Annotated in this window: 20 protein-coding genes, 2 tRNA genes and 1 pseudogene; 11 read left to right on the top strand and 12 right to left on the bottom strand. The window is 60.8% G+C overall.

The window, feature by feature from the left end:
- Window positions 1-125: 125 nt before the first annotated feature.
- A complete protein-coding gene (locus KQI12_RS00475; RefSeq protein WP_216569840.1) occupies window positions 126-1,274 on the top strand; it encodes a sugar diacid recognition domain-containing protein in 1,149 nt (382 codons plus the stop codon).
- A gap of 65 nt (window positions 1,275-1,339) precedes the next feature.
- Here KQI12_RS00475 and KQI12_RS12675 read toward each other — a convergent pair whose 3' ends face one another.
- Entirely contained in the window at window positions 1,340-1,687 is a 348-nt protein-coding gene (locus KQI12_RS12675; protein WP_216569839.1) for a hypothetical protein, read from the bottom strand.
- Between KQI12_RS12675 and KQI12_RS12670 the strand changes: the two genes are divergently transcribed.
- Complete coding sequence (locus KQI12_RS12670; protein ID WP_216569838.1) at window positions 1,643-2,461, top strand: hypothetical protein; 819 nt, start codon at window positions 1,643-1,645, stop codon at window positions 2,459-2,461. The genes KQI12_RS12675 and KQI12_RS12670 overlap by 45 nt on opposite strands.
- A 155-nt stretch (window positions 2,462-2,616) precedes the next feature.
- Window positions 2,617-3,024 (top strand): serine proteinase, encoded by a 408-nt coding sequence (locus KQI12_RS00460; RefSeq protein WP_253290748.1) that lies wholly within the window; start codon window positions 2,617-2,619, stop codon window positions 3,022-3,024.
- A gap of 105 nt (window positions 3,025-3,129) precedes the next feature.
- Here KQI12_RS00460 and KQI12_RS00455 read toward each other — a convergent pair whose 3' ends face one another.
- The 5 genes from KQI12_RS00455 to KQI12_RS00435 all read right to left on the bottom strand — a co-directional run bounded on the left by KQI12_RS00455 (window position 3,130) and on the right by KQI12_RS00435 (window position 5,178).
- Window positions 3,130-4,035 carry an SH3 domain-containing C40 family peptidase gene (locus KQI12_RS00455; protein ID WP_216569836.1) on the bottom strand — a complete coding sequence of 302 codons (906 nt, stop codon included), beginning with the start codon at window positions 4,033-4,035 and terminating at the stop codon, window positions 3,130-3,132.
- 110 nt (window positions 4,036-4,145) lie between these two features.
- Window positions 4,146-4,436, bottom strand: a complete 291-nt coding sequence (locus tag KQI12_RS00450) for a hypothetical protein (protein ID WP_216569834.1) — start codon at window positions 4,434-4,436, stop codon at window positions 4,146-4,148.
- Between the two features lie 260 nt (window positions 4,437-4,696).
- Window positions 4,697-4,787, bottom strand: a tRNA-Ser gene (locus KQI12_RS00445).
- 27 nt (window positions 4,788-4,814) lie between these two features.
- Window positions 4,815-4,901: transfer RNA gene (locus KQI12_RS00440), tRNA-Ser, on the bottom strand.
- A gap of 109 nt (window positions 4,902-5,010) precedes the next feature.
- A complete protein-coding gene (locus KQI12_RS00435; protein ID WP_216569832.1) occupies window positions 5,011-5,178 on the bottom strand; it encodes a hypothetical protein in 168 nt (55 codons plus the stop codon).
- Between the two features lie 277 nt (window positions 5,179-5,455).
- Between KQI12_RS00435 and KQI12_RS00430 the strand changes: the two genes are divergently transcribed.
- The 7 genes from KQI12_RS00430 (at window position 5,456) to KQI12_RS00400 (ending at window position 13,229) form a co-directional block, all read left to right on the top strand.
- Window positions 5,456-6,736: a dihydroorotase gene (locus KQI12_RS00430; RefSeq protein WP_216569830.1), complete on the top strand. Its 1,281-nt coding sequence runs from the start codon at window positions 5,456-5,458 to the stop codon at window positions 6,734-6,736.
- Between the two features lie 49 nt (window positions 6,737-6,785).
- A complete protein-coding gene (gene pyrF, locus KQI12_RS00425; protein ID WP_216569828.1) occupies window positions 6,786-7,712 on the top strand; it encodes an orotidine-5'-phosphate decarboxylase in 927 nt (308 codons plus the stop codon).
- Between the two features lie 69 nt (window positions 7,713-7,781).
- Window positions 7,782-8,537: a dihydroorotate dehydrogenase electron transfer subunit gene (locus KQI12_RS00420; RefSeq protein WP_216569826.1), complete on the top strand. Its 756-nt coding sequence runs from the start codon at window positions 7,782-7,784 to the stop codon at window positions 8,535-8,537.
- On the top strand, window positions 8,530-9,450 hold the full coding sequence (locus tag KQI12_RS00415; RefSeq protein ID WP_216569824.1) for a dihydroorotate dehydrogenase: 921 nt from the start codon (window positions 8,530-8,532) through the stop codon (window positions 9,448-9,450). The genes KQI12_RS00420 and KQI12_RS00415 overlap by 8 nt, the downstream gene beginning before the upstream one ends.
- Window positions 9,451-9,480: 30 nt before the next feature.
- Window positions 9,481-9,819, top strand: a complete 339-nt coding sequence (locus KQI12_RS00410) for a DUF6054 family protein (RefSeq protein ID WP_216569822.1) — start codon at window positions 9,481-9,483, stop codon at window positions 9,817-9,819.
- 29 nt (window positions 9,820-9,848) lie between these two features.
- The gene (locus tag KQI12_RS00405) at window positions 9,849-11,036 is read left to right on the top strand and encodes a bifunctional histidine phosphatase family protein/GNAT family N-acetyltransferase (RefSeq protein WP_216569820.1); all 1,188 of its coding nucleotides are present in this window, start codon (window positions 9,849-9,851) and stop codon (window positions 11,034-11,036) included.
- Window positions 11,037-11,150: 114 nt separating this feature from the next.
- Window positions 11,151-13,229: a YgiQ family radical SAM protein gene (locus KQI12_RS00400; protein ID WP_216569818.1), complete on the top strand. Its 2,079-nt coding sequence runs from the start codon at window positions 11,151-11,153 to the stop codon at window positions 13,227-13,229.
- Window positions 13,230-13,807: 578 nt separating this feature from the next.
- On the opposite strand, the gene KQI12_RS00395 is transcribed toward KQI12_RS00400, so the two are convergent.
- Complete coding sequence (locus KQI12_RS00395; protein WP_216569816.1) at window positions 13,808-14,989, bottom strand: sugar MFS transporter; 1,182 nt, start codon at window positions 14,987-14,989, stop codon at window positions 13,808-13,810.
- 122 nt (window positions 14,990-15,111) lie between these two features.
- On the opposite strand from KQI12_RS00395, the gene KQI12_RS00390 reads away from it, so the two are divergent.
- Window positions 15,112-16,005 carry an AraC family transcriptional regulator gene (locus KQI12_RS00390; RefSeq protein ID WP_216569814.1) on the top strand — a complete coding sequence of 298 codons (894 nt, stop codon included), beginning with the start codon at window positions 15,112-15,114 and terminating at the stop codon, window positions 16,003-16,005.
- A 412-nt stretch (window positions 16,006-16,417) separates the two neighbouring features.
- On the opposite strand, the gene KQI12_RS12390 is transcribed toward KQI12_RS00390, so the two are convergent.
- The 5 genes and pseudogenes from KQI12_RS12390 to spoIVB all read right to left on the bottom strand — a co-directional run bounded on the left by KQI12_RS12390 (window position 16,418) and on the right by spoIVB (window position 20,928).
- The gene (locus KQI12_RS12390) at window positions 16,418-16,981 is read right to left on the bottom strand and encodes an NADH peroxidase (protein WP_253290822.1); all 564 of its coding nucleotides are present in this window, start codon (window positions 16,979-16,981) and stop codon (window positions 16,418-16,420) included.
- Window positions 16,982-17,029: 48 nt separating this feature from the next.
- Window positions 17,030-17,584 (bottom strand): annotated as a pseudogene (locus KQI12_RS12385) (flavin reductase); the annotation flags it as partial.
- A gap of 131 nt (window positions 17,585-17,715) precedes the next feature.
- Window positions 17,716-18,261, bottom strand: coding sequence for an NADH peroxidase (locus KQI12_RS00380; RefSeq protein ID WP_216569810.1), 546 nt, complete (start codon window positions 18,259-18,261; stop codon window positions 17,716-17,718).
- A gap of 540 nt (window positions 18,262-18,801) precedes the next feature.
- Window positions 18,802-19,575 carry a sporulation transcription factor Spo0A gene (spo0A, locus tag KQI12_RS00375; RefSeq protein ID WP_216569808.1) on the bottom strand — a complete coding sequence of 258 codons (774 nt, stop codon included), beginning with the start codon at window positions 19,573-19,575 and terminating at the stop codon, window positions 18,802-18,804.
- A gap of 294 nt (window positions 19,576-19,869) precedes the next feature.
- The gene (spoIVB, locus tag KQI12_RS00370) at window positions 19,870-20,928 is read right to left on the bottom strand and encodes a SpoIVB peptidase (protein ID WP_216569807.1); all 1,059 of its coding nucleotides are present in this window, start codon (window positions 20,926-20,928) and stop codon (window positions 19,870-19,872) included.
- Window positions 20,929-21,166 lie beyond the last annotated feature (238 nt).

The following is a 21,166-nucleotide window of genomic DNA, read 5'->3' as shown; positions in this document are numbered from 1 at the left end:
TCTGCCTCCTTCGATGTTCGGTCATCCGACCGTTCTTTTTTATTTTACACCGTCCCGCCTTGTGATCTTTCCAAAAATAAGCTATACTTTTGTAAAAAGAGACGATCCGGGCAGGGAGGGACACCATGTTCATATCAGCCCACAGCGCACAGATGATCGTAGATGAGATGCGCGCCACCATCCATCACCATATCAACCTGATCGACCGGGACGGCACCATCCTCGCCAGTACGGACCCCGCCCGGACCGGTCAGATCCATGAGGGAGCGCTCCGGCTCCTGCGCACCGGCGGGGACGTGCTGATCCTGCACAAGGAGGACGCGCCGGTCGGGACCCGAGAGGGCATCAATCTGCCGATCAGTCTGGCCGGAGAGACCGTGGGCGTGATCGGCGTCACCGGTCCGCCGGAGGAGATCCGCACCTCCGCCGACATCATCAAAAAGATGGCCGAGATCATGCTGATCGACCGCCAGCGGCAGGAAAAGGACGAGCTGATCGACCGGGCCCGAGACCTGTTCGTGGAGCACTGGCTCTTCTCAGAAGACGTCCGGCAGGAGGAGCTGGAGATCCGCGGCGGCCTGCTGGGCTTCGACCTGTCCGTCCCGCGGACCGTGGTCCTCCTCCAGACCACCGCCGTCCAGGGACAGGCCCACCGGGTAGAGGACCTCCAGGAGATGCAGCGGCCCCAGATCCTGCGGCTGATCCAACAGCGGATGCGGGGCCGTCCGCAGGACTTTTGTGCCGCCGTCCATGACCAGCTGCTCCTGCTCTTCTGGGAACGTCCCCAGGCGGAGCTTCGTGACGACCTCCGGCAGATCTGCACAGACATCCAGTCCTTCTACCCCGTGCAGGTGCAGGCCGGGATCAGCTCGGTCTCCCGGGATGCCATGGATATCCGACGCTGTTATCGGGAGGCCCGGACCGCGCTCACAGCGGCCATCCGGAGCGGTCAGGCTCTGGTCCCGTACGACGGACTGTCTCTGGACCTCATCCTCCAGAGCATCCCCCGGGAGCTGATACGGGACGTACGCCAGGCCGTGTTCGCCGGCTTCTCCGAAGCAGAGGAACCGGCGGCCCGGCAGATGCTCCAGACCTATTTCAAGTACGACGGCGATCTGCGGCGCTGTGCGGAGGAGACGTTCGTCCACCGCAACACCTTCCAATATCGGCTGGACCGCTTCGCCCAGCGCACCGGCCGCGATCCCCGCCGGTTCCGGGACCTGTTCCTGCTCTATCTGGCGGTGTGGGGGTCTGATGGAGCGTCCCCCCACTGAGGTCGATCGAAAATGCCGCGACTTTCGCCGCGGCATTTTCCTGTTTCCTCGTCTCTTCCTGCCCCTCAGCTGATCCGGCGGACCATGAGAGAGGCGTTGGAGAACGTGGCATCGGTGTTGTTGGCCACCAGCTCCAGCGTCGTGGCACCGGTGACCGTGATCAGTGCGGAATTGGAGAGCGGCACCGTCTGCTCTGCCGTTTCCGCCGTGGCAGTGGACAGCGAGCCGGGCACCTGCGTCCCGTTGCTGTTGAGCTGGAGGCTGGCCACCACCGGCGGAGTCGTCCCGTTGGCGGCCGCCGCGTCCGACGTGTAGAGGACCTCATAGGTGCCCGCGTCGTTCAGCGTGACTGCTCCGGTGCCTGCCGCATGGCTGACAGACGTGCCCAGCAGGACCTGGTCCGTGGGGAACACCAATGCCGCCCCCGCCGCCGCGGGCGTCTGCCCGTCCGGTGCCACCGTATAAAGGGCACTGACCGCCGGAGCTTCCCCGGCAGGACCAGTGGGACCGGTGGGACCGATGGGGCCCTGCGCACCCGCCGCTCCGGCAGGACCTTCGGGACCGGTGGGACCGACTGGGCCCTGTGCGCCCGCCGCTCCGGCGGGGCCTTCGGGGCCGGTGGGACCGACTGGGCCCTGCGCACCCGCCGCTCCGGCGGGGCCTTCGGGGCCGGTGGGGCCGACGGGGCCCTGCGCGCCCGCCGCTCCGGTAGGACCTTCGGGGCCGGTGGGACCGACAGGGCCCTGCGCGCCTGCCGCTCCGGCGGGGCCTTCGGGGCCGGTGGGACCGACAGGGCCCTGCGCGCCCGCCGCTCCGGCGGGGCCTTCGGGGCCGGTGGGGCCGACGGGGCCCTGCGCGCCTGCCGCTCCGGCAGGGCCTTCGGGGCCGGTGGGACCGATGGGGCCCTGTACGCCCGCGGGACCGGCCGGTCCCTGAGGGCCGACGGCTCCCGGAATCCCCGGGGAGCCCATGGGTCCCTGAGGTCCGATCGGACCAGCGGGGCCCATCGGTCCGGCAGGACCCGTCGGACCGGGGATTGGGACGATGCTCACCGTACAGGGCTCCTGGGGCCGGGGGCAGCAGGCGGGACCGGGCGGACAGGGCGGACAGGGCGGGAAGGGCCGCCGTCCGGGGTCGGGACCTCCCAGCGGGAAGTCCCGGTTCTGGTAGATATTCATCAGGCATGACCTCCGGGCTATCCTATGCCCTCACCGCGTGCCCGGTGTCTGCGGCGGCTGGAGGCTTCCTTAAAATTCCGTGAAATCATCGGCCGGATACTTGCGCCGCCGAAGCAAAGAGTATACAATGAGGGCAGATCAAGGGATAAAGGAGGTCATCTGACATGGCATTTTTCGATGATCTGAAGGCCAAGGCCACGGAACTGACCCAGGCCGGTATGGCAAAGTCCAAGCAGTTGGCGGAGATTGCTCGCCTGAGCCTGGACAATGGAGCGCAGGAGGACGCCATCCGCAAGGCCTATATCGAGATTGGCAAGCTCTACTATGCGGAGCGCGGCATGGCCCCGGAGACGGCCTACAGCGCCCTGTGCGAGAAGATCACCGCCGCTAAGATCGATATCGAGGAGAACAAGGCCCGCATCGCCGCTCTGAAGGAAGAGGGCCATATCTCCGACACAGAGGTCCCTCCTGTGGTGGAGACGGAGGTCCCTCCGGAAGAGCCTGTGTCCCCTGCTTCTCCCGAGCAGGGACAGTCGCCCGAAGGCTGTGAGGAGCAGGGGCCCGAGGAATAAGGCCGGCCTGATCCAAATGGTCCGGCTAGAAAACAGACCGCTTTCCGATGGAGTTCGGAAAGCGGTCTGTATTTTTTGCGATATTCGTCTGTCACGAGGGGGCGATCACATGATGTGGCGGCCGTAGACATACACACCGTTATAGTAGCCGGTGCTCAGGTTGTCGATCTTGACCGAATATGTATTGGTGGAGGCGTGGATGAACTGGCCGCCGCCGATATAGATGCCCACATGAGAGACCGGCTTGGTGGTGTTGGCCCGGAAGAACACCAGATCGCCGGGCTGGAGCTGGCTCTTGGAGACAGCGGCGCCGTTGGCCAACTGGTCAGTGGCGGTGCGGTTCAGAGTCACGCCGAAATGCGCATACACATACTTGGTGAAGCCGGAGCAGTCGAAGCTACGGGGGCCGTTGCCGCCGTAGACATAGGGAGTGCCCAGGAACTGCTTGGCGTAGGCCACGATCTGGGATCCCATGGAGGAGGTGGAGGCAGCGGTGGTCTCCGCGCCGCGGGAGGTGGTCTCCTTGGTGGTGGTCATGTAGTCGCTGCTCACATAGCCGGTGGTGCCGTTGTGGTCGATCTTATACCAGCCGCTGTCCACACCGGTGATCTTCACCACAGTGCCGTCGCTCAGGGCGGTGACCTTGGAGGCAGCGGCGGAGGGCGCGGTCCGCACGTTCAGGCTGGAACCGCCGGTGGTGACCTTACCGTAGCCGATGGAGGCATCCGCCTTCTCGGAGATCGTCAGGTACTCGCCGGACATATACCCCTGCACAGAGCCGTAATCGACCTTATACCAGTTGTTTCCGGCATCCTCCAGCACGACCACGGCATCGCCCTTGGCGGCGGTGGCCAGGATGGCGGCACTGGTGTCAGCGGAAGCGCGGAGCCGGAGGGCGTCGGCCTGGACAGTGCCGACGCTGACGCTCGCAGCGGCAGCACTCACCAGGCAGGCACAGGAAACGGCAGCGGTGATGGCAACGGTACGCAGGAATTTCACAGGCTTTATCATTGGCATGTTCCTCCATTTCAGTCCGATATCGCAAGTGGATGTCACGTCGTTTCGTTCTGCTGTCGGAGAGGGGCCCTGAGGCCCCGTCTCAGTCTGTCATCGTTCGTCGCTCACTTATTGGAGAGGGCACGCTCCAGCCACACGGAAGCCACGTCCATGGCGGCGTACAGACTATCCTTCTCGCTCTTCTTGACCACGCGGTCCCGGCTCTTCAGGTCGGGATCGGTCAACTGGAGCTGCACGATGACCTTGCTGGCCACGTCCAGATCTTTGACCTTCTTGGTGGCCATGACCTGCATCATGATGATATATTTGTCGGCCATGCTGCCGTAGTAGATCAGATTGTCCTTCCGACGAAGGGGGCGGCCCTTATAGACCAGCGGGAATTTCTCGTTCGCCATTCCATACCTCCTGATTTCACTGAAAAAGTTGTAACCAAATTGTAACACATTGTTTCCGTCTTGTCAAACATCGATTTTATGTCGATCTGGCTCCCAAGATGTTTCAGATATCCGCGTTTTTGGGCCCATCGCGGCATTTTTCTCGTGCCTGATCTTCGATCTTTCCCCGTGCGCCCATTCCAGCCGGTGGATCTTGTACAGTCTCTTTTCTCCAGCGGAAGAGGCAAAAAATAAAAGCACCGCAACGCGATGCTTTTACTTGGCGCAGAAGGAGGGATTTGAACCCTCGCTGCGGTTTCCCACACTACTCCCTTAGCAGGGGAGCCCCTTCGGCCACTTGGGTACTTCTGCAAACGATATCCGCTTCTATGAAAAAAGTGGCGGAGAGAGTGGGATTCGAACCCACGGCTCTTGCGAGTCACCGGTTTTCAAGACCGGCTCCTTAAACCACTCGGACATCTCTCCACGTCCGACGACTCATAGTGCGAGTGTTATGATATCATAGCTTCTTCCCTTTGTCAAGCTAAAAAATGTACGGGCGGCTCTCTCGGAGGAGCCGCCCTTCGGTCCTGGGTCAGAAGCCCATGCTGTCGGTCAGGTCCTCGGCCAGACCGCCCACCGTGCGCATGGCCTTCTTCGCCGTGCGCTCGATCTGCTTCTTCTTGGGCACCACCACCGCGCTGACCGCCGCGCCCGCCAGGACGCCCAGTCCCATGCCCTTGAGGAACGGATGCTGAGTCATGTGGATGCACCTCCTTCCGGTACATCTCCATTCTTCCCCGATCCGGCCAAAAATCCGTTGCTAATTTCTGATATCCACGCTATAATAAAAGGCGCTGAAGCGCACCGGGCGCGTCCCCCGATCCGGGACGGGTCCATGCAGTCATGTACAAAATGATATGGAGCGCCCCCGCGGGGCGTCTCAGTGTTAGGGGCGGGGGATGGACCTGGTCCCCTTTTTTATGCGATCTCCAAGCTCCAGCCCCACGCCGGAGCGATGACATGGAAGGAGCGATGATGTGAAACTTCTGATCAAACAGGGCCGTCTGGTGGACCCGGTGAGCGGCATCGGCGGCATCATGGACGTCCTGATCGAGGACGGCAAGATCGCCGTCTTGGGCAGCGACCTCATGTATCCGGACGCCCAGGTGCTGGACGCCTCAGGGCTGACGGTGTGTGCCGGACTGGTGGATATGCACGTGCATTTCCGGGATCCCGGACTGGAATATAAGGAGACGATCGGGACCGGCGCGGCGGCGGCGGCCCACGGAGGCTTCACCTCGGTGGCCTGTATGCCCAATACCAAGCCGGCGGTCGACTGCCCCGAACAGGTCGAATATGTGTATCGGAAGGCCGCTGACGCCTGCGGCGTCCATGTGTGGCCCATCGGCGCGGTGAGCGTGGGCGAGCGCGGTCAGGAGTTGACCGACTTCGAAGCGCTCAAGAAGGCGGGCGTTGTGGCCCTGTCCGACGACGGGATGCCCGTCCAGAACGCCAATCTCATGCGGGACGCCCTGATCCTGGCCCACCGGCAGGACCTGACCGTCCTCTCCCACTGCGAGGACGCCGAGATGGTGAAGAACTACGCCGTCAACGAGGGACGGATCTCCCGCCAGCTCCGGCTCCCCGGCCGGCCGGCCATCGCCGAGGAGATCATGGTGGCCCGGGACGCCATGCTGGCCGAGGAGACCGGCGGCGCCGTCCACATCTGCCACATCAGCACCGCCAAAGCCGTGGCCCTGGTGCGGCGCTATAAGAAGAAGGGCGTCCACATCACCTGTGAGACCTGCCCCCAATACTTCTCCCTCACTGAGGACGAGATCCTCACTCAGGGCTCCATGGCCCGGGTGAACCCTCCTCTGCGGACCCAGGCCGATGTGGACGCCATCATCGAGGGCCTCAAGGACGGCACGATCGACGCCATCGTCACCGACCATGCTCCCCACTCCGCCGAAGAGAAGGCCCGGCCGCTGGAGGAGGCCCCCAGCGGGATGGTGGGTCTGGAGACCTCTCTGGGCGTGACCCTGACCTACCTCTACCACGGCAGGCACATGGCTCTCTCTGACATCCTGCGGAAGATGACCCTGAACCCGGCCTGCATCCTGCGGATCAATAAGGGACGGCTGGCCATCGGCGGCGACGCGGACATCGTGATCTTCGATCCCGACGAGGAGTGGACCGTGGATCCCGCCAAATTCGCCTCCAAGGGGCGCAACACTCCCTTCGCCGGGAGGAAGCTCAAGGGCAAAGTGAAATATACCATCGCCAACGGCGCGATCATCTACCGGGACGGGGACTGATCCTCCTCGTCCGATCCTACTGACGACTGAGAAAAAGGAGCGGCTCATCATGTCTTTCGACGTACTCCAGAAAAAGATCCTTTCCATGAAGAACCCCACCGTGGCGGGGCTGGACCCCAAGCCCGAGTATGTGCCCGAGCACATCCGCAAGGCGGCCTACGCCGCCCATGGCGAGACGCTGGCCGGGGCCGCAGAGGCCATCTGGCAGTTCAACAAGGGCCTCATCGACGCCCTGTGCGACATCGTCCCCGCCGTCAAGCCCCAGAGCGCCTACTATGAGCGTCTGGGCTGGCGCGGCATGGAGCTGATGGAAAAGACCATCCGCTACGCCCACGAGAAGGGCCTCTATGTGATCGCCGACATCAAACGCGGCGACATCGGCTCCACCGCCTCCGCTTACAGCGATGCCTGGCTGGGCGCCACCCAGGTGGGGGAGCAGTCCCATGAGATCTTCGGGGCCGACTGCGTGACTCTGAACGGTTACATGGGTTCTGACAGCGTGTTCCCCTTCCTGGACACCTGCAAGGCGCGGGACAAGTCCTGCTTCGTGCTGGTCAAGACCTCCAACCCCGGCTCCGGCGAGCTTCAGAACGTCCCCGCCGGCGAGGGCAGCACGGTCTATGGCCTGATGGCCGACCTCATCGAGCGGTGGGGCGCGGACGATGTGGGCGCTCAGGGCTACAGCCGGGTGGGCGCGGTCACCGGCGCCACTTATCCCAAGGAGCTGGAGGAGCTCCGGGCCCGGATGCCCCACACCTTCCTGCTGGTGCCCGGCTATGGCGCCCAGGGCGGCACCGCCGAGGACGTCCAGCATGCCTTCCACGAGGGCGGCCGGGGCGCCATCGTCAATTCCTCCCGCGGCATCATCTGCGCCTGGAAAAAGACCGGCAGGGACGGCCAGGACTACCAGGAAGCCGCCCGGAACGCCGCCATCGCCATGCGGGACGATATCGCCCGCTTCGTCCACTTCGACTGATGCTCCGGCGGATGTCCGCCCGGAGATGCGCCTGAGACTGAGACAACACCTGTTTGGAGGAATGGATCTATGCCTATGCAGCAGCTCTGCCCCGTGGTGGCGGCAGAACGTCTGAACCCCTATGCCTGCGCCCTGACCCTGGAGGCCGGGCCCATGGCGGAACAGGCCCGATGCGGCCAGTTCGTCCATATCAAGTGCGGCCACAGCCGCCTCCTGCGCCGCCCCATCTCCATCTGTGATGTGGACGGCACCCGCCTGAAGATCGTGTTCGAGGTCCGGGGCGAGGGCACCGAGTGGCTCTCCCACCGCCGCCCCGGTGCCACATTGGATGTGCTGGGCCCTCTGGGCCACGGCTTCGACGCCAGCTCCGCCAAGATCCTGGTGGTGGGCGGCGGCATCGGCGTGCCCCCCATGCTCTACACCGCCAAAAAGGCCGCCGGAGAGGTCCACGCGGTGCTGGGCTTCCGCTCTGCCGACCGGGCCATGCTGCTGGACACGTTCACGGCCGTCTGCAAGAGCGTCTCCGTGGCCAGCGATGACGGCTCGCTGGGCTATCACGGCTTCGTAGACGCCGTGGCCCGGGAGAAGCTGGCGGAGGGCGGCTTCACATCCGTGCTGTGCTGCGGCCCCAAGCCCATGCTCCGCTCCGTGGCCCGGGTGGCCGAGGCGGCCGGCGTGCCCTGTCAGGTCTCCATGGAGGAGCGGATGGGGTGCGGCGTGGGCGCCTGTCTTGTGTGTACCTGCGACATGAAGGACGGCACCCGGAAGCACGCCTGCAAGGATGGCCCGGTGTTCGACTCCAAGGAGGTGGATTGGGATGCGTGATCTGGATATGTCGGTCTGTCTGGCCGGGATGACCATGAAGAACCCGGTGGTGGTGGCCTCCGGCACCTTCGGCTTCGGTCGGGAGTACAGTGAGTTCTACGACCTGTCCGAGCTGGGAGGCATCTGTGCCAAAGGCCTGACCCTCCACGGCCGGGAGGGCAATCCCGGTCCCCGGATCGCTGAGACCCCCATGGGCATCCTGAACTCCGTGGGCCTCCAGAACCCGGGCGTGGATGCCTTCATCGCCCACGAGCTGCCCTTCCTGCGGCAGTATGACACGAAGGTCATCGCCAATATCTCCGGCAATTCCCCGGAGGAGTACGGCGTCATGTGCGAGAAGCTGGCCGGGGCCGGGGTGGACATGATCGAAGTGAACATCTCCTGCCCCAACGTGAAGGCCGGCGGTCTGGCCTACGGCACCCGGCCCGAGCTGGCCGCCGAGGTCACCGAGGTGGCCAAGGTGCACTCCGGTCCCGTCCCCGTGATGGTGAAGCTCTCCCCCAACGTCACCGATATCACAGAGATCGCCCGGGCGGTGGAGTCCGCCGGGGCCGACGCCCTCTCTCTGATCAATACCCTCCGCGGCATGCGGATCGACATCGACAGCCGCCGTCCCATCCTGAAGATGAACACCGGCGGCCTGTCCGGCCCTGCCGTGCTCCCCGTGGCGGTGCGCATGGTGTGGGAGGTCTCCAACGCCGTGAAGATCCCCGTGCTGGGCATGGGCGGTGTCTCCAAGGGCGAGGACGCGGCCCAGATGATGCTGGCCGGCGCCGCCGCCGTGGCGGTGGGCACTGCCTGCTTCGCCGACCCCTTCGCGCCCCTGAAGGTCCGGGATGGTCTGGAGGCCATCGCCCTGCGGCAGGGCCTCTCCGCCGTATCCCAGCTCACCGGCGGCGTGAAGCCCTGGTAAGACTCGTCCCCGCCGGAAAGGAGCGCGCTCATGACCGAATTCTTCGTCTCTCTGGACCTGGATGCCTGTAAACAGGCCGTCCACGACGCCGTCACCGACAGTCTCACTGGGACGCTCATCGACCGCTATGACCTCTCTCATCCACAGGGTGGAGCGTGCATGGTGCTGGTCTATGAAAAGCACTACTATCGGGCCGGAAACCGGCTGACCCTCACGGTGACGTTGGACGACTTCGCCGGTCCGGGGCGCACCCGGGTCCACTGCGTGGGCGGAGGCGGCGGCGAGGGCTTTTTCCGCTTCGACTGGGGCGCGGCCGACCGCTTCGAGGATGTGATCCGCGACGCCCTCGCTGGATACCGGACCGAATGAGAACACAGAGAAGGGATCGAAACGACGCCATGGAACAGACCACCACGCTCTACGTCGTCCGCCACGCCGAGGCGGAGGGCAACCTCTACCGCCGGATCCACGGCTGGTATGACGCGCTGATCACCGAGAACGGCTATCGGCAGATCGCCGCGCTGGAGGAACGCTTCCGCCCGATCCACATCGATGCGGTCTACTCCAGCGACCTGTTCCGGACCAAGACCACCGCCCGGGCGGTCTATCCCTCCCACGGGCTCACGCTCACCGCCCGGCCCGACCTGCGGGAGGTGTCCATGGGCGAGTGGGAGGACCGGACCTGGGGCGAGGTGGCCCGCTTCCAGCCCGCCCAGTATCTGCGGTACAGCACCTGCGACCCCCACTGGAAGAACAGGGGTGGCGAGTCCCGGCAGGAGGCCCGTGTCCGGATCATGGCCGCCATGGGCGACATCGCCGCCCATCATCCCGGCCAGACCGTGGCCGTGTTCTGCCACGGGGACATCATCCGCTGTCTCCACGCCGAGGTCCTGGGCATCCCGGTGGAGCAGATGACCGAGCTGACCCCCTGCGACAACACCGGCGTCAGCTGCTTCCGGGTGACAGAGGGCCGCTTCGAGCCGGTGTTCCGCAACGATGCCTCCCACCTGCCGCCGGAGCTGTCCACCATGGGCCGCCAGCGCTGGTGGAAAGAGGTCCGCAACACCATGGCTGACGCCAACTGCTGGTTCCGTCCCCTGACCGCAGAGGATGAGGGCTTCTACCGCGCCCTCCACCGGGGCACCTGGACCGACCTCTACGGGGCCGATCCGTCCTATGACGACGCCGCCTTTTTCCAGGACGCTCTGCGGCAAGTCCGGGAGGACCGCCAGGCCGTCAGCGTGGCCATGCTGGGCGACGCGCCTGTGGGCATGGTCCATCTGGACCTGGAACGGGACCGGGCACAGAAAGCGGGCCACATCCGCTTCTTCGCTCTGGCTCCGGAGTACCGGGGCAGAGGGCTGGCCCCCCAGCTTCTGGGACAGGCCGTGTCGGTCTGCCGCCCTATGGGCCGGGACCGGCTCCGGCTCCTCTGCTCCCCGGAGAACGGGGCCGCCCTGCGGTTCTATGGCCGCCACGGCTTCTATCCCATCGGCACCGTCCCCGGCCGCTGGGGCCCGCTCCATCAGCTGGAGAAATACATCGGCTATCACCCGGAGCACGAGCCGCCCCACGATCCTCTGTGAAGAGGGGGGATGCTCCCGCTCTTTTCCGGACGCCTCTCTGGTTCCAGATGAGGCGTCCGCTCTGTCATCATTCTGTGTCATGAACATACGCGCCTTTGGGCGCATGGAGGTCTTATGGAAGGATTTTTGCCCGTATCCAAGCAGGATATGGAAGAGCGCGGCTGGTGGTGGTATGATTTCCTGATCATCACTGGCGACGCCTATGTGGACCACCCTACCTTCGGTCCCGCGATCATCTCCCGGGTGCTGGAGGCGGAGGGCTTCCGGGTGGCCATCCTGGCCCAGCCGGACTGGCGGGACCCCGCCGCTTTCACCGCTCTGGGCCGGCCCCGTCTGGGCGTGATGCTCTCCGCGGGCAACATCGACTCTATGGTGGCCCACTACACTGCCGCCCGGAGGCGCCGGCACGACGACGCCTACTCCCCCGGCAACAAGGCCGGTCTCCGTCCGGACCGGGCCACCATCGTCTACTCCAACCGCATCCGGGAGGTGTTCGGGGACATCCCCCTGATCATCGGCGGTCTGGAGGCCTCCCTCCGGCGGTTCGCCCACTATGACTACTGGGAGGACAAGGTCCGCCGCTCCATCCTGCTGGACAGCCAGGCCGACCTGCTCACCTACGGCATGGGCGAGCGGGCCACCCGGGAGATCGCCGCCCGGCTGGCCTCCGGCACCCCCGTGAAGGAGATCCGGGACGTGCGGGGCACCTGCTTCCTGGCAGACGACGCTGGGGCCTGCGCCTACCCCAAGGTGGAGGTGGCCTCCTTCGAAGAGGTCGCCCGGGACAAGCGGGCCTATGCCTTGGCCAACAAGGTAGAGTATGACGAGCACGACGCTTTCCGGGGGCGGGCGATCCTCCAGCCCCACGGGAACAAGCTGCTGGTAGTCAACCCTCCGGCCTTCCCCCTCAGCACTCCGGAGCTGGACGCGGTGGCAGAGCTGCCCTATATGCGGGAGCCCCACCCCATGTATGACTCCATGGGCGGCGTGCCCGCAATCGAAGAGGTCCGCTTCTCCGTAGCCCACAACCGGGGGTGCTTCGGCGCCTGCAACTTCTGCTCTCTGGCCTTCCATCAGGGCCGGACGATCAGCTGCCGCAGTCATGAGAGCGTGATCCGGGAGGTCAAGATGCTCACCCAGCATCCCGGCTTCAAGGGCTATATCCACGACGTGGGCGGCCCCACCGCCAACTTCCGCCATCCCTCCTGTCAGAAGCAGCTCAAGCAGGGCATGTGCAAAGGCCGGGCCTGTCTGGCACCCACGCCCTGTCCCAACATGGATGCGGACCACAGCGACTATCTGAAGCTCCTGCGGGAGCTCCGGGCCATCCCCGGCATCAAGAAGATCTTCATCCGTTCCGGCATCCGGTTCGACTATATGCTCCAGGACAAGAGCGGCGAGTTCTTCGCCGACCTGGTGAAATACCACATCTCCGGCCAGCTCAAGGTGGCCCCGGAGCACTGCGTCAACAGCGTGCTGGACTATATGGGCAAGCCCCACATCGAGGTCTATGAGCGCTTTAAGGAAAAGTATGACCGGCTGAACCAGAAGTACGGCAAGGAGCAGTATCTGGTCCCCTACCTCATGTCCTCCCACCCGGGCTGTACCCTCCAGGACGCGGTGAAGCTGGCAGAGTGGCTCAACCGGACTGGCCGCCAGCCGGAGCAGGTGCAGGACTTCTATCCCACCCCCGGCACTCTGTCCACCTGTATGTACTACACCGGCATCGACCCCCGGACCATGGAGCCGGTCTATGTCCCCACCGATCCCCACGACAAGGCCATGCAGCGGGCCCTCATGCAGTGGAAGCGGCCGGACAAGCGGCCTCTGGTATTGGAGGCCCTCCGCAAGGCGGGCCGGGAAGACCTGATCGGCTATGGGAAGGAATGTCTCCTCCGGCCCAGCCGCCCCGCCGACGGCGGCTGGTGGGGCAGGCGGGACGACAAGGACAGCGGACGGCGCTCCGGCGACGGCCGAAAGGGCGGTCCCAGCGGTTCCAAGGGCGGTCCCGGGGGCCGCGGCGCGGAGCGGGACAGCCAGGACCGGAAGAACGGCTCCGGCCGCAGCAGCAAGCCCAAGCTCAAGCAGGCCGGCCTCCGGGTGGAGCACAACGAGTCCCCCAAGCACCGCAAGGCCGGATGGGCCAAGCCCAAGGCCAAGAAGAACGCCAAGCCCAAGACCGGCCGGAAGTGATCCGCGGCCGGCCGGGCGACAGAACGAGGCCCCGAAAAGCAGGTCTGCTTTTCGGGGCCTTTCTCATCCCGCCCCCTGCGTCCGGCTCTTCGACGCTGGAGCGTTGTATCCTTCCGCAAATCTCGTATCCGTCTATACATTTCGTGCAGTTCGTTTATCGGCCTGCCTTCTTTTTTCTCCGCTTGCTCTATCTCCCCCTTGAAAATTTCTTTTATATATCCCCGCAGGATATCCTCTTTGCTCTCAAAATTCCGATAAAAGGGAGCCCTGCCAATACTAGCGATCTCACACAGTTCACAAAACGATATATCCGCAACAGACTTCTCCCGAGGTGGCTTCAGCAACGCGTCAGTAATAGGTTCTACGACGTAGGCGTTTCTCACTTCGTTTCTGAATGATAATACATTTTATGTGGTTTGTCTCATTTTTCCGTCTTTTTCTTCACCAACTAACAATAAAGCGACGAGCCCTAGCACCCTTTATTCTATCTACGATATTATAACACCATTCTGCTCTGTACAAGGTCATAAAGACTGCTTTGTATAACTTACCTACAGTGAAATCGCCTTGGCGTGACCCTAGTATCTATCTCTTCTTGCCATTTTTCGCATTGCGATCAAAGCTACAAGCATGATCAAGGGGAATATGCATCCTATCAACAAACCCGCCTGAAGATCATCTCCTGCTTGTTGCGAAAAATATCCCACCATGCTCGGCCCCAAAGCACCGCCCATATCTCCGGCTACAGCCAACAGTGCAAACAAGGCTGTACCTCCTTTTGGAATCCTCGGAGCGGCAATACTGATGCTTCCGGGCCACATAATACCAACTGAGAAGCCACATATGATACATCCGATCAAACCCAAAACCGGCATTGTAGATAGACCAGCCAAAAGGTAGCTCAATACACAAAGAACTCCCGATACCAGCATGAACTTTGTCAAATCTATCTTCTCACCAAATTTGCCGTACAGCACACGAGCGATCCCCATCGTGATCGCAAACAAACACGGACCCGCCAAATCGCCAACGGATTTGGTTAGTCCTAATGCGGATTCGGCAAAAGCCGACGCCCACTGAGCCATGGACATTTCAGAAGCTCCAGCGCAAATCATTAGGATAATTGCAACTTTGAAAATAGGTGTCTTCAGTAATTGACGAAACGACATTCCCTGGCCACCCTCTACCAGACGCTCAATAGGGCAGGTGGCAAAATTATAAATGTTGTACAAAGGAATCATTGACCACAAATAGGCTAAAATTCTCCAGCTGTCAATACCAAAAATAGCAAAGAAAAGTGTAGAAAGTAAAATCACGCTCACACTGCCCCAGCAGTAAAAAGAATGAAGCAGACTCATCACTTTTTCCTTATGTTCAAAGGGACAGGCTTCCACAATAGGGCTACACAACACCTCAACAAGACCACTTCCTACGGCATAAAAAAACACCCCGATCAGGATCCCGATATACGGAGACATTAGATCGGGCAAAACTGCAAGTTCGATCAGCCCCAGACCTGCAAACAGCTGAGAAGTCACGATGGATTTTCGGTATCCGATAGAATCTACATATTTTGCACAAATTAAATCTACGCCCAATTGCGTTACATAGAACACTGCGGGAATCAAGGCGATCTGTCCCAGTGAGATGTTGAAATCTGAATGAAACACCCAAAAAAGCAATGGCGCAAAATTAGCTGCAATTGCCTGCGTGATAAATCCGAGATAACAGGCTCTTAATGTTTTTTTATAGTTCTTCATCGTACAAAGCTCTCCTTTCGCAGTTGCATTGAAGGATATCATATTTTTATTTAGGTATCAATTGATTTTATCACATTTTTATTGTACAATATCACAATGCAAAGGAGAAGGAGGTGGCATCATTGACAGACACCAATGGATCAAAAATCATTACAGATGAAACTCTTATGGAAAAACGAACCCACGGGCGATCAGCATTTCCGTTTCAATATTATCTGGAGGATATCTGGGACTTCGACTTCCACACGATCGGTTGGCATTGGCATCAGGAAATTGAATTTATATATGTGCAAAGCGGCGAAGTGCAATGTTGTATCGGAAAAGATAATTTCTCGTTACCGGCAGGCAGCGGTTTATTTATCAATACGAAAATGATCCATCAATTAGCAGCGAAACGACCCACATTGGTTCCCAATATTGTTTTTTCCCCTTTACTGCTGGCTTCAGAGGAGAGTCTTATATATCAGCAATATATTAAGCCGGTGCTTACTTCAGATGTTGGCTTTTTAGTTTTTGAGCCGTATACTCAATGGCATAAGGAGATCCTTTCTTTACTAAATCAAGTATTTGAGGCACAGGAGCAGGCAAATTTCAAGGAGTTGACGATCATACGATCGTTGACATCCATTTGGGAGCTGCTGTACGGAAATATGGGATCCATGTTTCTGCAAAGACAAACCGTTAAAAGAAACAGTGATATGTCTCGCCTTCAAATGATGATGAGTTTTATTCACAGTCATTATGCCGACCAGATCCAGCTTGACGGCATCGCAGATTTTGCCCATGTTAGTAAGAACACTTGTATGCAAATATTCAAGAACGGTATCCGCCGATCTCCCATTTCTTATCTGATACAATACAGGCTGGAAAAAGCCGCAAAACTGTTGGAAACCACGGAAATGAAGGTTACAGCTATATCAGAACAATGCGGCTTTCACAGTGCGCCTTATTTTTGCCGTAAATTTAAAGCGGTTTACGGAATTTCTCCTATTGAGTACAGAAAAAACAACTTCTAAATTTACATATCAGTAGTAAGCAAAAAGAGGTAGATACTCTAACGGTATCTTCCCCTTTCATTCTGTTTTCTCTCCTTTGTATTGTTTTCTAAGCAGAGTATAACAGCCTAAAAGAGGGACGGTAAAAAACAGCCCACAGATTTTAGCAAGGCGAAGCGCCCGCAAACCCGCATGGCGTCTGGTTTTTTCGGCATTTTTGTGGGCTGTGGGCAGAAAATACCCTTAAGCGGAGCGGACAGCCCACAAACAGCTCACGGATTTTCCCAAGCCAGCATATAGACGCAAAAATGCGGCTCACACTTTACTGTGAACCGCATTTCTGTTACTGCGTATCTTTTGTGCTGAAAACCGCTGGGATCACTGGCTTTTCGCCATTACCGAGACTGGCTCCAGCGCGGATATACAGACTTTTTTACTTGTTGAAGTAGCGCTTCAGCAGGCCCTCGAAAGCCTTGCCGTGACGGGCCTCGTCACGGGCCATCTCATGGACGGTATCGTGGATCGCGTCCAGATTCAGGGCCTTGGCGCGCTTGGCCAGGTCGAACTTGCCGGCGGTGGCACCGTTCTCAGCCTCGACCCGCATCTGCAGGTTCTTCTCCGTAGAGTCGGTCACGACCTCGCCCAGCAACTCGGCGAACTTCGCGGCGTGCTCAGCCTCCTCATAGGCGGCCTTCTCCCAGTACAGGCTAATCTCGGGATAGCCCTCACGATGGGCCACACGGGCCATGGCCAGATACATACCGACCTCAGAGCACTCGCCCTCGAAGTTGGCGTGCAGGTCCGCCATGATGTCCTCAGGCGCACCCTTGGCCACGCCCACCATATGCTCGGCGGCCCAGGTGCGGTCGGCGCCCTGCTCGATGAACTTCTCCTTCGGGGCCTTGCAGATGGGGCAGATGTCGGGCGCAGATTCGCCCTCGTAGACATGACCGCAGACCGAACAGACCCAACGCTTCGCTTTCGGGACAGAAGACAGAGTTTTTCCCGGAGCGGACTCTCCGCCGGCCAGGACAAAGTCCTCTTTTCCATGGCTACACAGAGGACAGATGAAGTCATCCGGTACGGTATCACCTTCATAGACATAGCCGCAGACTGAACAGACCCACTGCTTCCTGACCGACTTCTGAGGCTTGGGCTTGATGTCGCTCTGGTAGTAGCTGTAGGTACAGGAGGGCGTCTCTGACATGCGGACCCCATCTACCACCTCGGCGATGAACAGGATATGGCTTCCCAGATCCATCTCCTCCACCACTTTGGCGGACAGGTACATATTGGCCTGCTTTGTCAGATAGTAAAGTCCATTCCGGCTCCGGGCCACGTCTGCGGCGTCCGCGAATTTATCAACGTCCCGCCCCGACTGCATCCCGAAATGCCGGATGAGGCCGAACTCCACGTCGATGGACAGAGCGGACAGGTTGAACAGGCCGGTACGCCGGACCATATCACAGGTCTCATTCGTCCGGATGACCGAGATAGAAATGCGTGTAGGCTCGCTGGCCACTTGGAGCGCAGTGTTGATGATACAGCCGTTGTCCCGCTCGTTTTCCCGTGCAGTGAGCAGGAACATCCCATATGTCATATGGTGAAGCGCCTTTTTATCCATGCTGACTCCTCCCCTGTTTATGACGATGCCGGACGAGCTTTCCCGTCCGGCATCGCCTCTGTGTCACCAGCCGCCCCTAAGGCCCGCCGATCTTATTTCGGAAAAGTTTACTTGTTGAAGTAACGCTTCAGCAGGCCCTCGAAAGCCTTGCCGTGGCGGGCCTCGTCACGGGCCATCTCATGGACGGTATCGTGGATCGCGTCCAGATTCAGGGCCTTGGCGCGCTTGGCCAGGTCGAACTTGCCGGCGGTGGCGCCGTTCTCGGCCTCGACCCGCATCTGCAGGTTCTTCTCCGTAGAGTCGGTCACGACCTCGCCCAGCAGCTCGGCGAACTTCGCGGCGTGCTCAGCCTCCTCATAGGCGGCCTTCTCCCAGTACAGGCCGATCTCGGGATAGCCCTCACGATGGGCCACACGGGCCATGGCCAGATACATACCGACCTCAGAGCACTCGCCCTCGAAGTTGGCGCGCAGGTCCGCCATGATGTCCTCAGGCGCGCCCTTGGCCACGCCCACCACATGCTCGGCGGCCCAGGTGCGGTCGGCGCCCTGCTCGATGAACTTCTCCTTCGGGGCCTTGCAGATGGGGCAGATGTCGGGCGCAGACTCGCCCTCGTAGACATAACCACAGACAGAACAAACGAACTTCTTCATAATGACTTTCCTCCTAAATATCCTAATATCGTATCCTTGACTATGTTCTCCAAACATTTGTAAACTCAATCAGTAATGATTCTTATTTACAGGTCATACTTTACCACGTTTTTGCTCGTTCGTCAAGAGGATGTCCACATTTTCTCCAAAATTTTTTCTCATGCCCCTATGATCGGGCGATCCGCTCTGGATGTCTAAGGACAAGCGGGTACATCAACGACGCTCCTGACTTAAAGACACGGAATAATAAGAGCAGATGCCAAGCATCGCCTGGCATCTGCATCCTAGAAGACTAATGTATGCTCGTATACTGCAAACCTTGGATATGCAGCCGCTATGCTCTTGCAGAGGCCCCGCCGGTGGCTTGCCTATGACGTGCTGCTCGGGTATGACCCTGTTCTAATAGGCACTTTTACGGCGGGTCACGCATGGTCAAAGAAGCCGGTATCACCTCCAGCTCCTCCCTATCCCACACGGTCCTTCCAAACAGCCATCCCCGCACAGCGGCGCAGATCAGCCTGTCACAGCCAAAGCTCCCCCTCACTTCTTCTCATGCCCATCGCCCCGTCTCTGGAGCTGGAGGCGGTCGGCGATCATAGCGATGAACTCGCTGTTGGTGGGTTTGCCCTTGGTATTGCTGACAGTATAGCCAAAGTATTTTTGCAGGGTCTCCAGGTCGCCCCGGTCCCAGGCTACCTCGATGGCATGGCGGATGGCCCGCTCCACCCGGCTGGGCGTGGTGCCGAAGCGCTTGGCCACATCCGGGTACAGCACCTTCGTCACCGCGTTGATGACTTCGATGTCCCCCACGGCGATGACGATCGCCTCCCGCAGATACTGGTAGCCTTTGATGTGGGCGGGGACGCCGATCTCGTGGATGATGCCGGTGACGACGGTCTCCAGATCCTCCACGGACTCGCCCTTCCCCAGTCCGGCCAGGCATGGCACCGCCAGCTCCCGGATCCGCTCCAGCACCGTCGTCATGCGGCAGGGCTTCATCAAATAGTAATCCGCTCCCTCCTGCGCCGCCAGGTCCGCGGTGTTCCCCCGGACGAAGGCGGACAGGATCAGGATCTTGGGACGGCGCTCCATGGTCTTGAGCTGGCGGAGGACGCCCAGTCCGTCCTCCGTCTTGAGGACCAGATCCATGACGAGTACGTCGGGCGCCAGATCCCGGACCATCTGTACAGCCTCCTGTCCATCGGCCGTGGCACCTACGGACTCCAGGTCCGTCTCCCCTTCGATGGCGTCGCATAGTAGCTTCCGAAACTCTACGCTGGCGTCAGCGATCAAAATGCGTTTCTTTTTATCCATGTCGACTCCTCTCACACGGCCTGTCGCCGTGACGCTTGATGCCTGGCCAGGGCGATCCTTACGATCGATCTTAATGTACCATGATCAGACAGCGAACGCAAGAGATTTTTACCATTTTTTGCCTGTCTTTCTTTCGACACTGTTCGATCATATTCGATCCATTTCGCAAGATCTCCTGTTTTTTACAGATACGAAGCCGGATCCTGTCGCTCACGCCGGAGGCCTTGTGCCGCAGAAGGTCCTCAAAAAGTCTCCCCGGAGACGCTCCCCCACGCGTCTCCGGGGACGGATGGCTCACTCCGCCGCCGCGGTCATGTGTTCCGCCAGGATGCCATAGCCCTGGACAGGATCGTTCACCAGTACATGGGTGACTGCTCCCGCCAGGCGGCCGTCCTGGAGGATCGGACTACCGGACATCCCCTGGACGATCCCGCCGGTGCGCTCCAGCAGGCGGGGATCCGTCACCCGGATCGTCATGTCCCGGCCCTCCCCTTCCGGATAGATCCGGACGATCTCGATCTCATATTCCTCGACCCGGTCTCCGGTCACATTGGAGAGGATCGTCGCCTTTCCGGTCCTGACCTGCGCCCGGGATGCCACTGGCACCGGCTCCTGCCCATCCAGCAGGCCGGAGCCGTCCGTGGTGCCGAACAGCCCACTGGACGTGTTGGCATAGAGTTCCCCCAAGTCCCGCTCCACCTGGAACGTCCCGTGGAGCTCACCCGGTGTCCCGGCCGCCCCGCGGCGCACATCGCTGACCTCCGCGTACATGATCGAGCCGGACTGGAGCGGCATGAGCTGGGCCGTGTCCACATCGCTGACCCCATGTCCCAGAGCGCCGAACACTCCAGAGGCCGGGTCGTAGAACGTGATGGTCCCGATCCCCGCCATCGAGTCCCGGATCCAGGCCCCCAGCTTATAACTGCCGTCAGCGGCGCACTTCACCGCCTGGGCCGTCATCTGGACCTCCTTCCCGTCCCGCCGGACCCGCAGGCTCATCCTCTCCCCGCTCAGATCCTGGAGGATCGAACGGACCTCTTCGATCGTATCCACCTCCGCGCTGTTGATGTGCGTGATGATGTCGCCCTCCTTCAGACCGCAGGCCTTGGCCGGATCTGCGCTCCCGCCGCCGGTCTCCACACCGGACAAGCCCACCACCAGCACGCCGTCCGAGAAGAGCTTGATCCCCACGGCCCGGCCCACCGGGATCACCGTGCGCCCCACCGTGTGTCCTCCTGCCGCCAGCGCGGGGCCTGCCGCCAGCGCGAACAGCAGGACCAGCGCGCCGGCCGCCGTCAGGAGCCGGACGGCCCACGCCGGATGGCCCTGCTTCTCTTCCTGCGTCCCCTGCATCTGTCATCCCCCTTTCCGTCAAAAAAACATCGAAACATGTCCCGCGCGGGATCGCCGCGCACTATCCAATATGGCCGGAATGCCGCCGCGCACTCCCGCGCCGGTCTGGCAATGGGTGACACCTTTGGGATGGGAGGGATGCCCTTCATGCAACAGGGCTCACTTTCCCCTGTTTAGGGAGGTCGTTTTTGTCATTTTGTCAAAAAGAAGTTTTTTGCGCTCCGCCCCTTCCTATTTC

This window comes from Pseudoflavonifractor sp. MSJ-37, assembly GCF_018917965.1.
Classification (GTDB): Bacteria; Bacillota; Clostridia; order Oscillospirales; family Oscillospiraceae; genus Pseudoflavonifractor_A.
The sequence above is the reverse complement of the archived record's forward strand: the minus strand, read 5'-3'. Positions and strand labels throughout refer to the sequence as shown.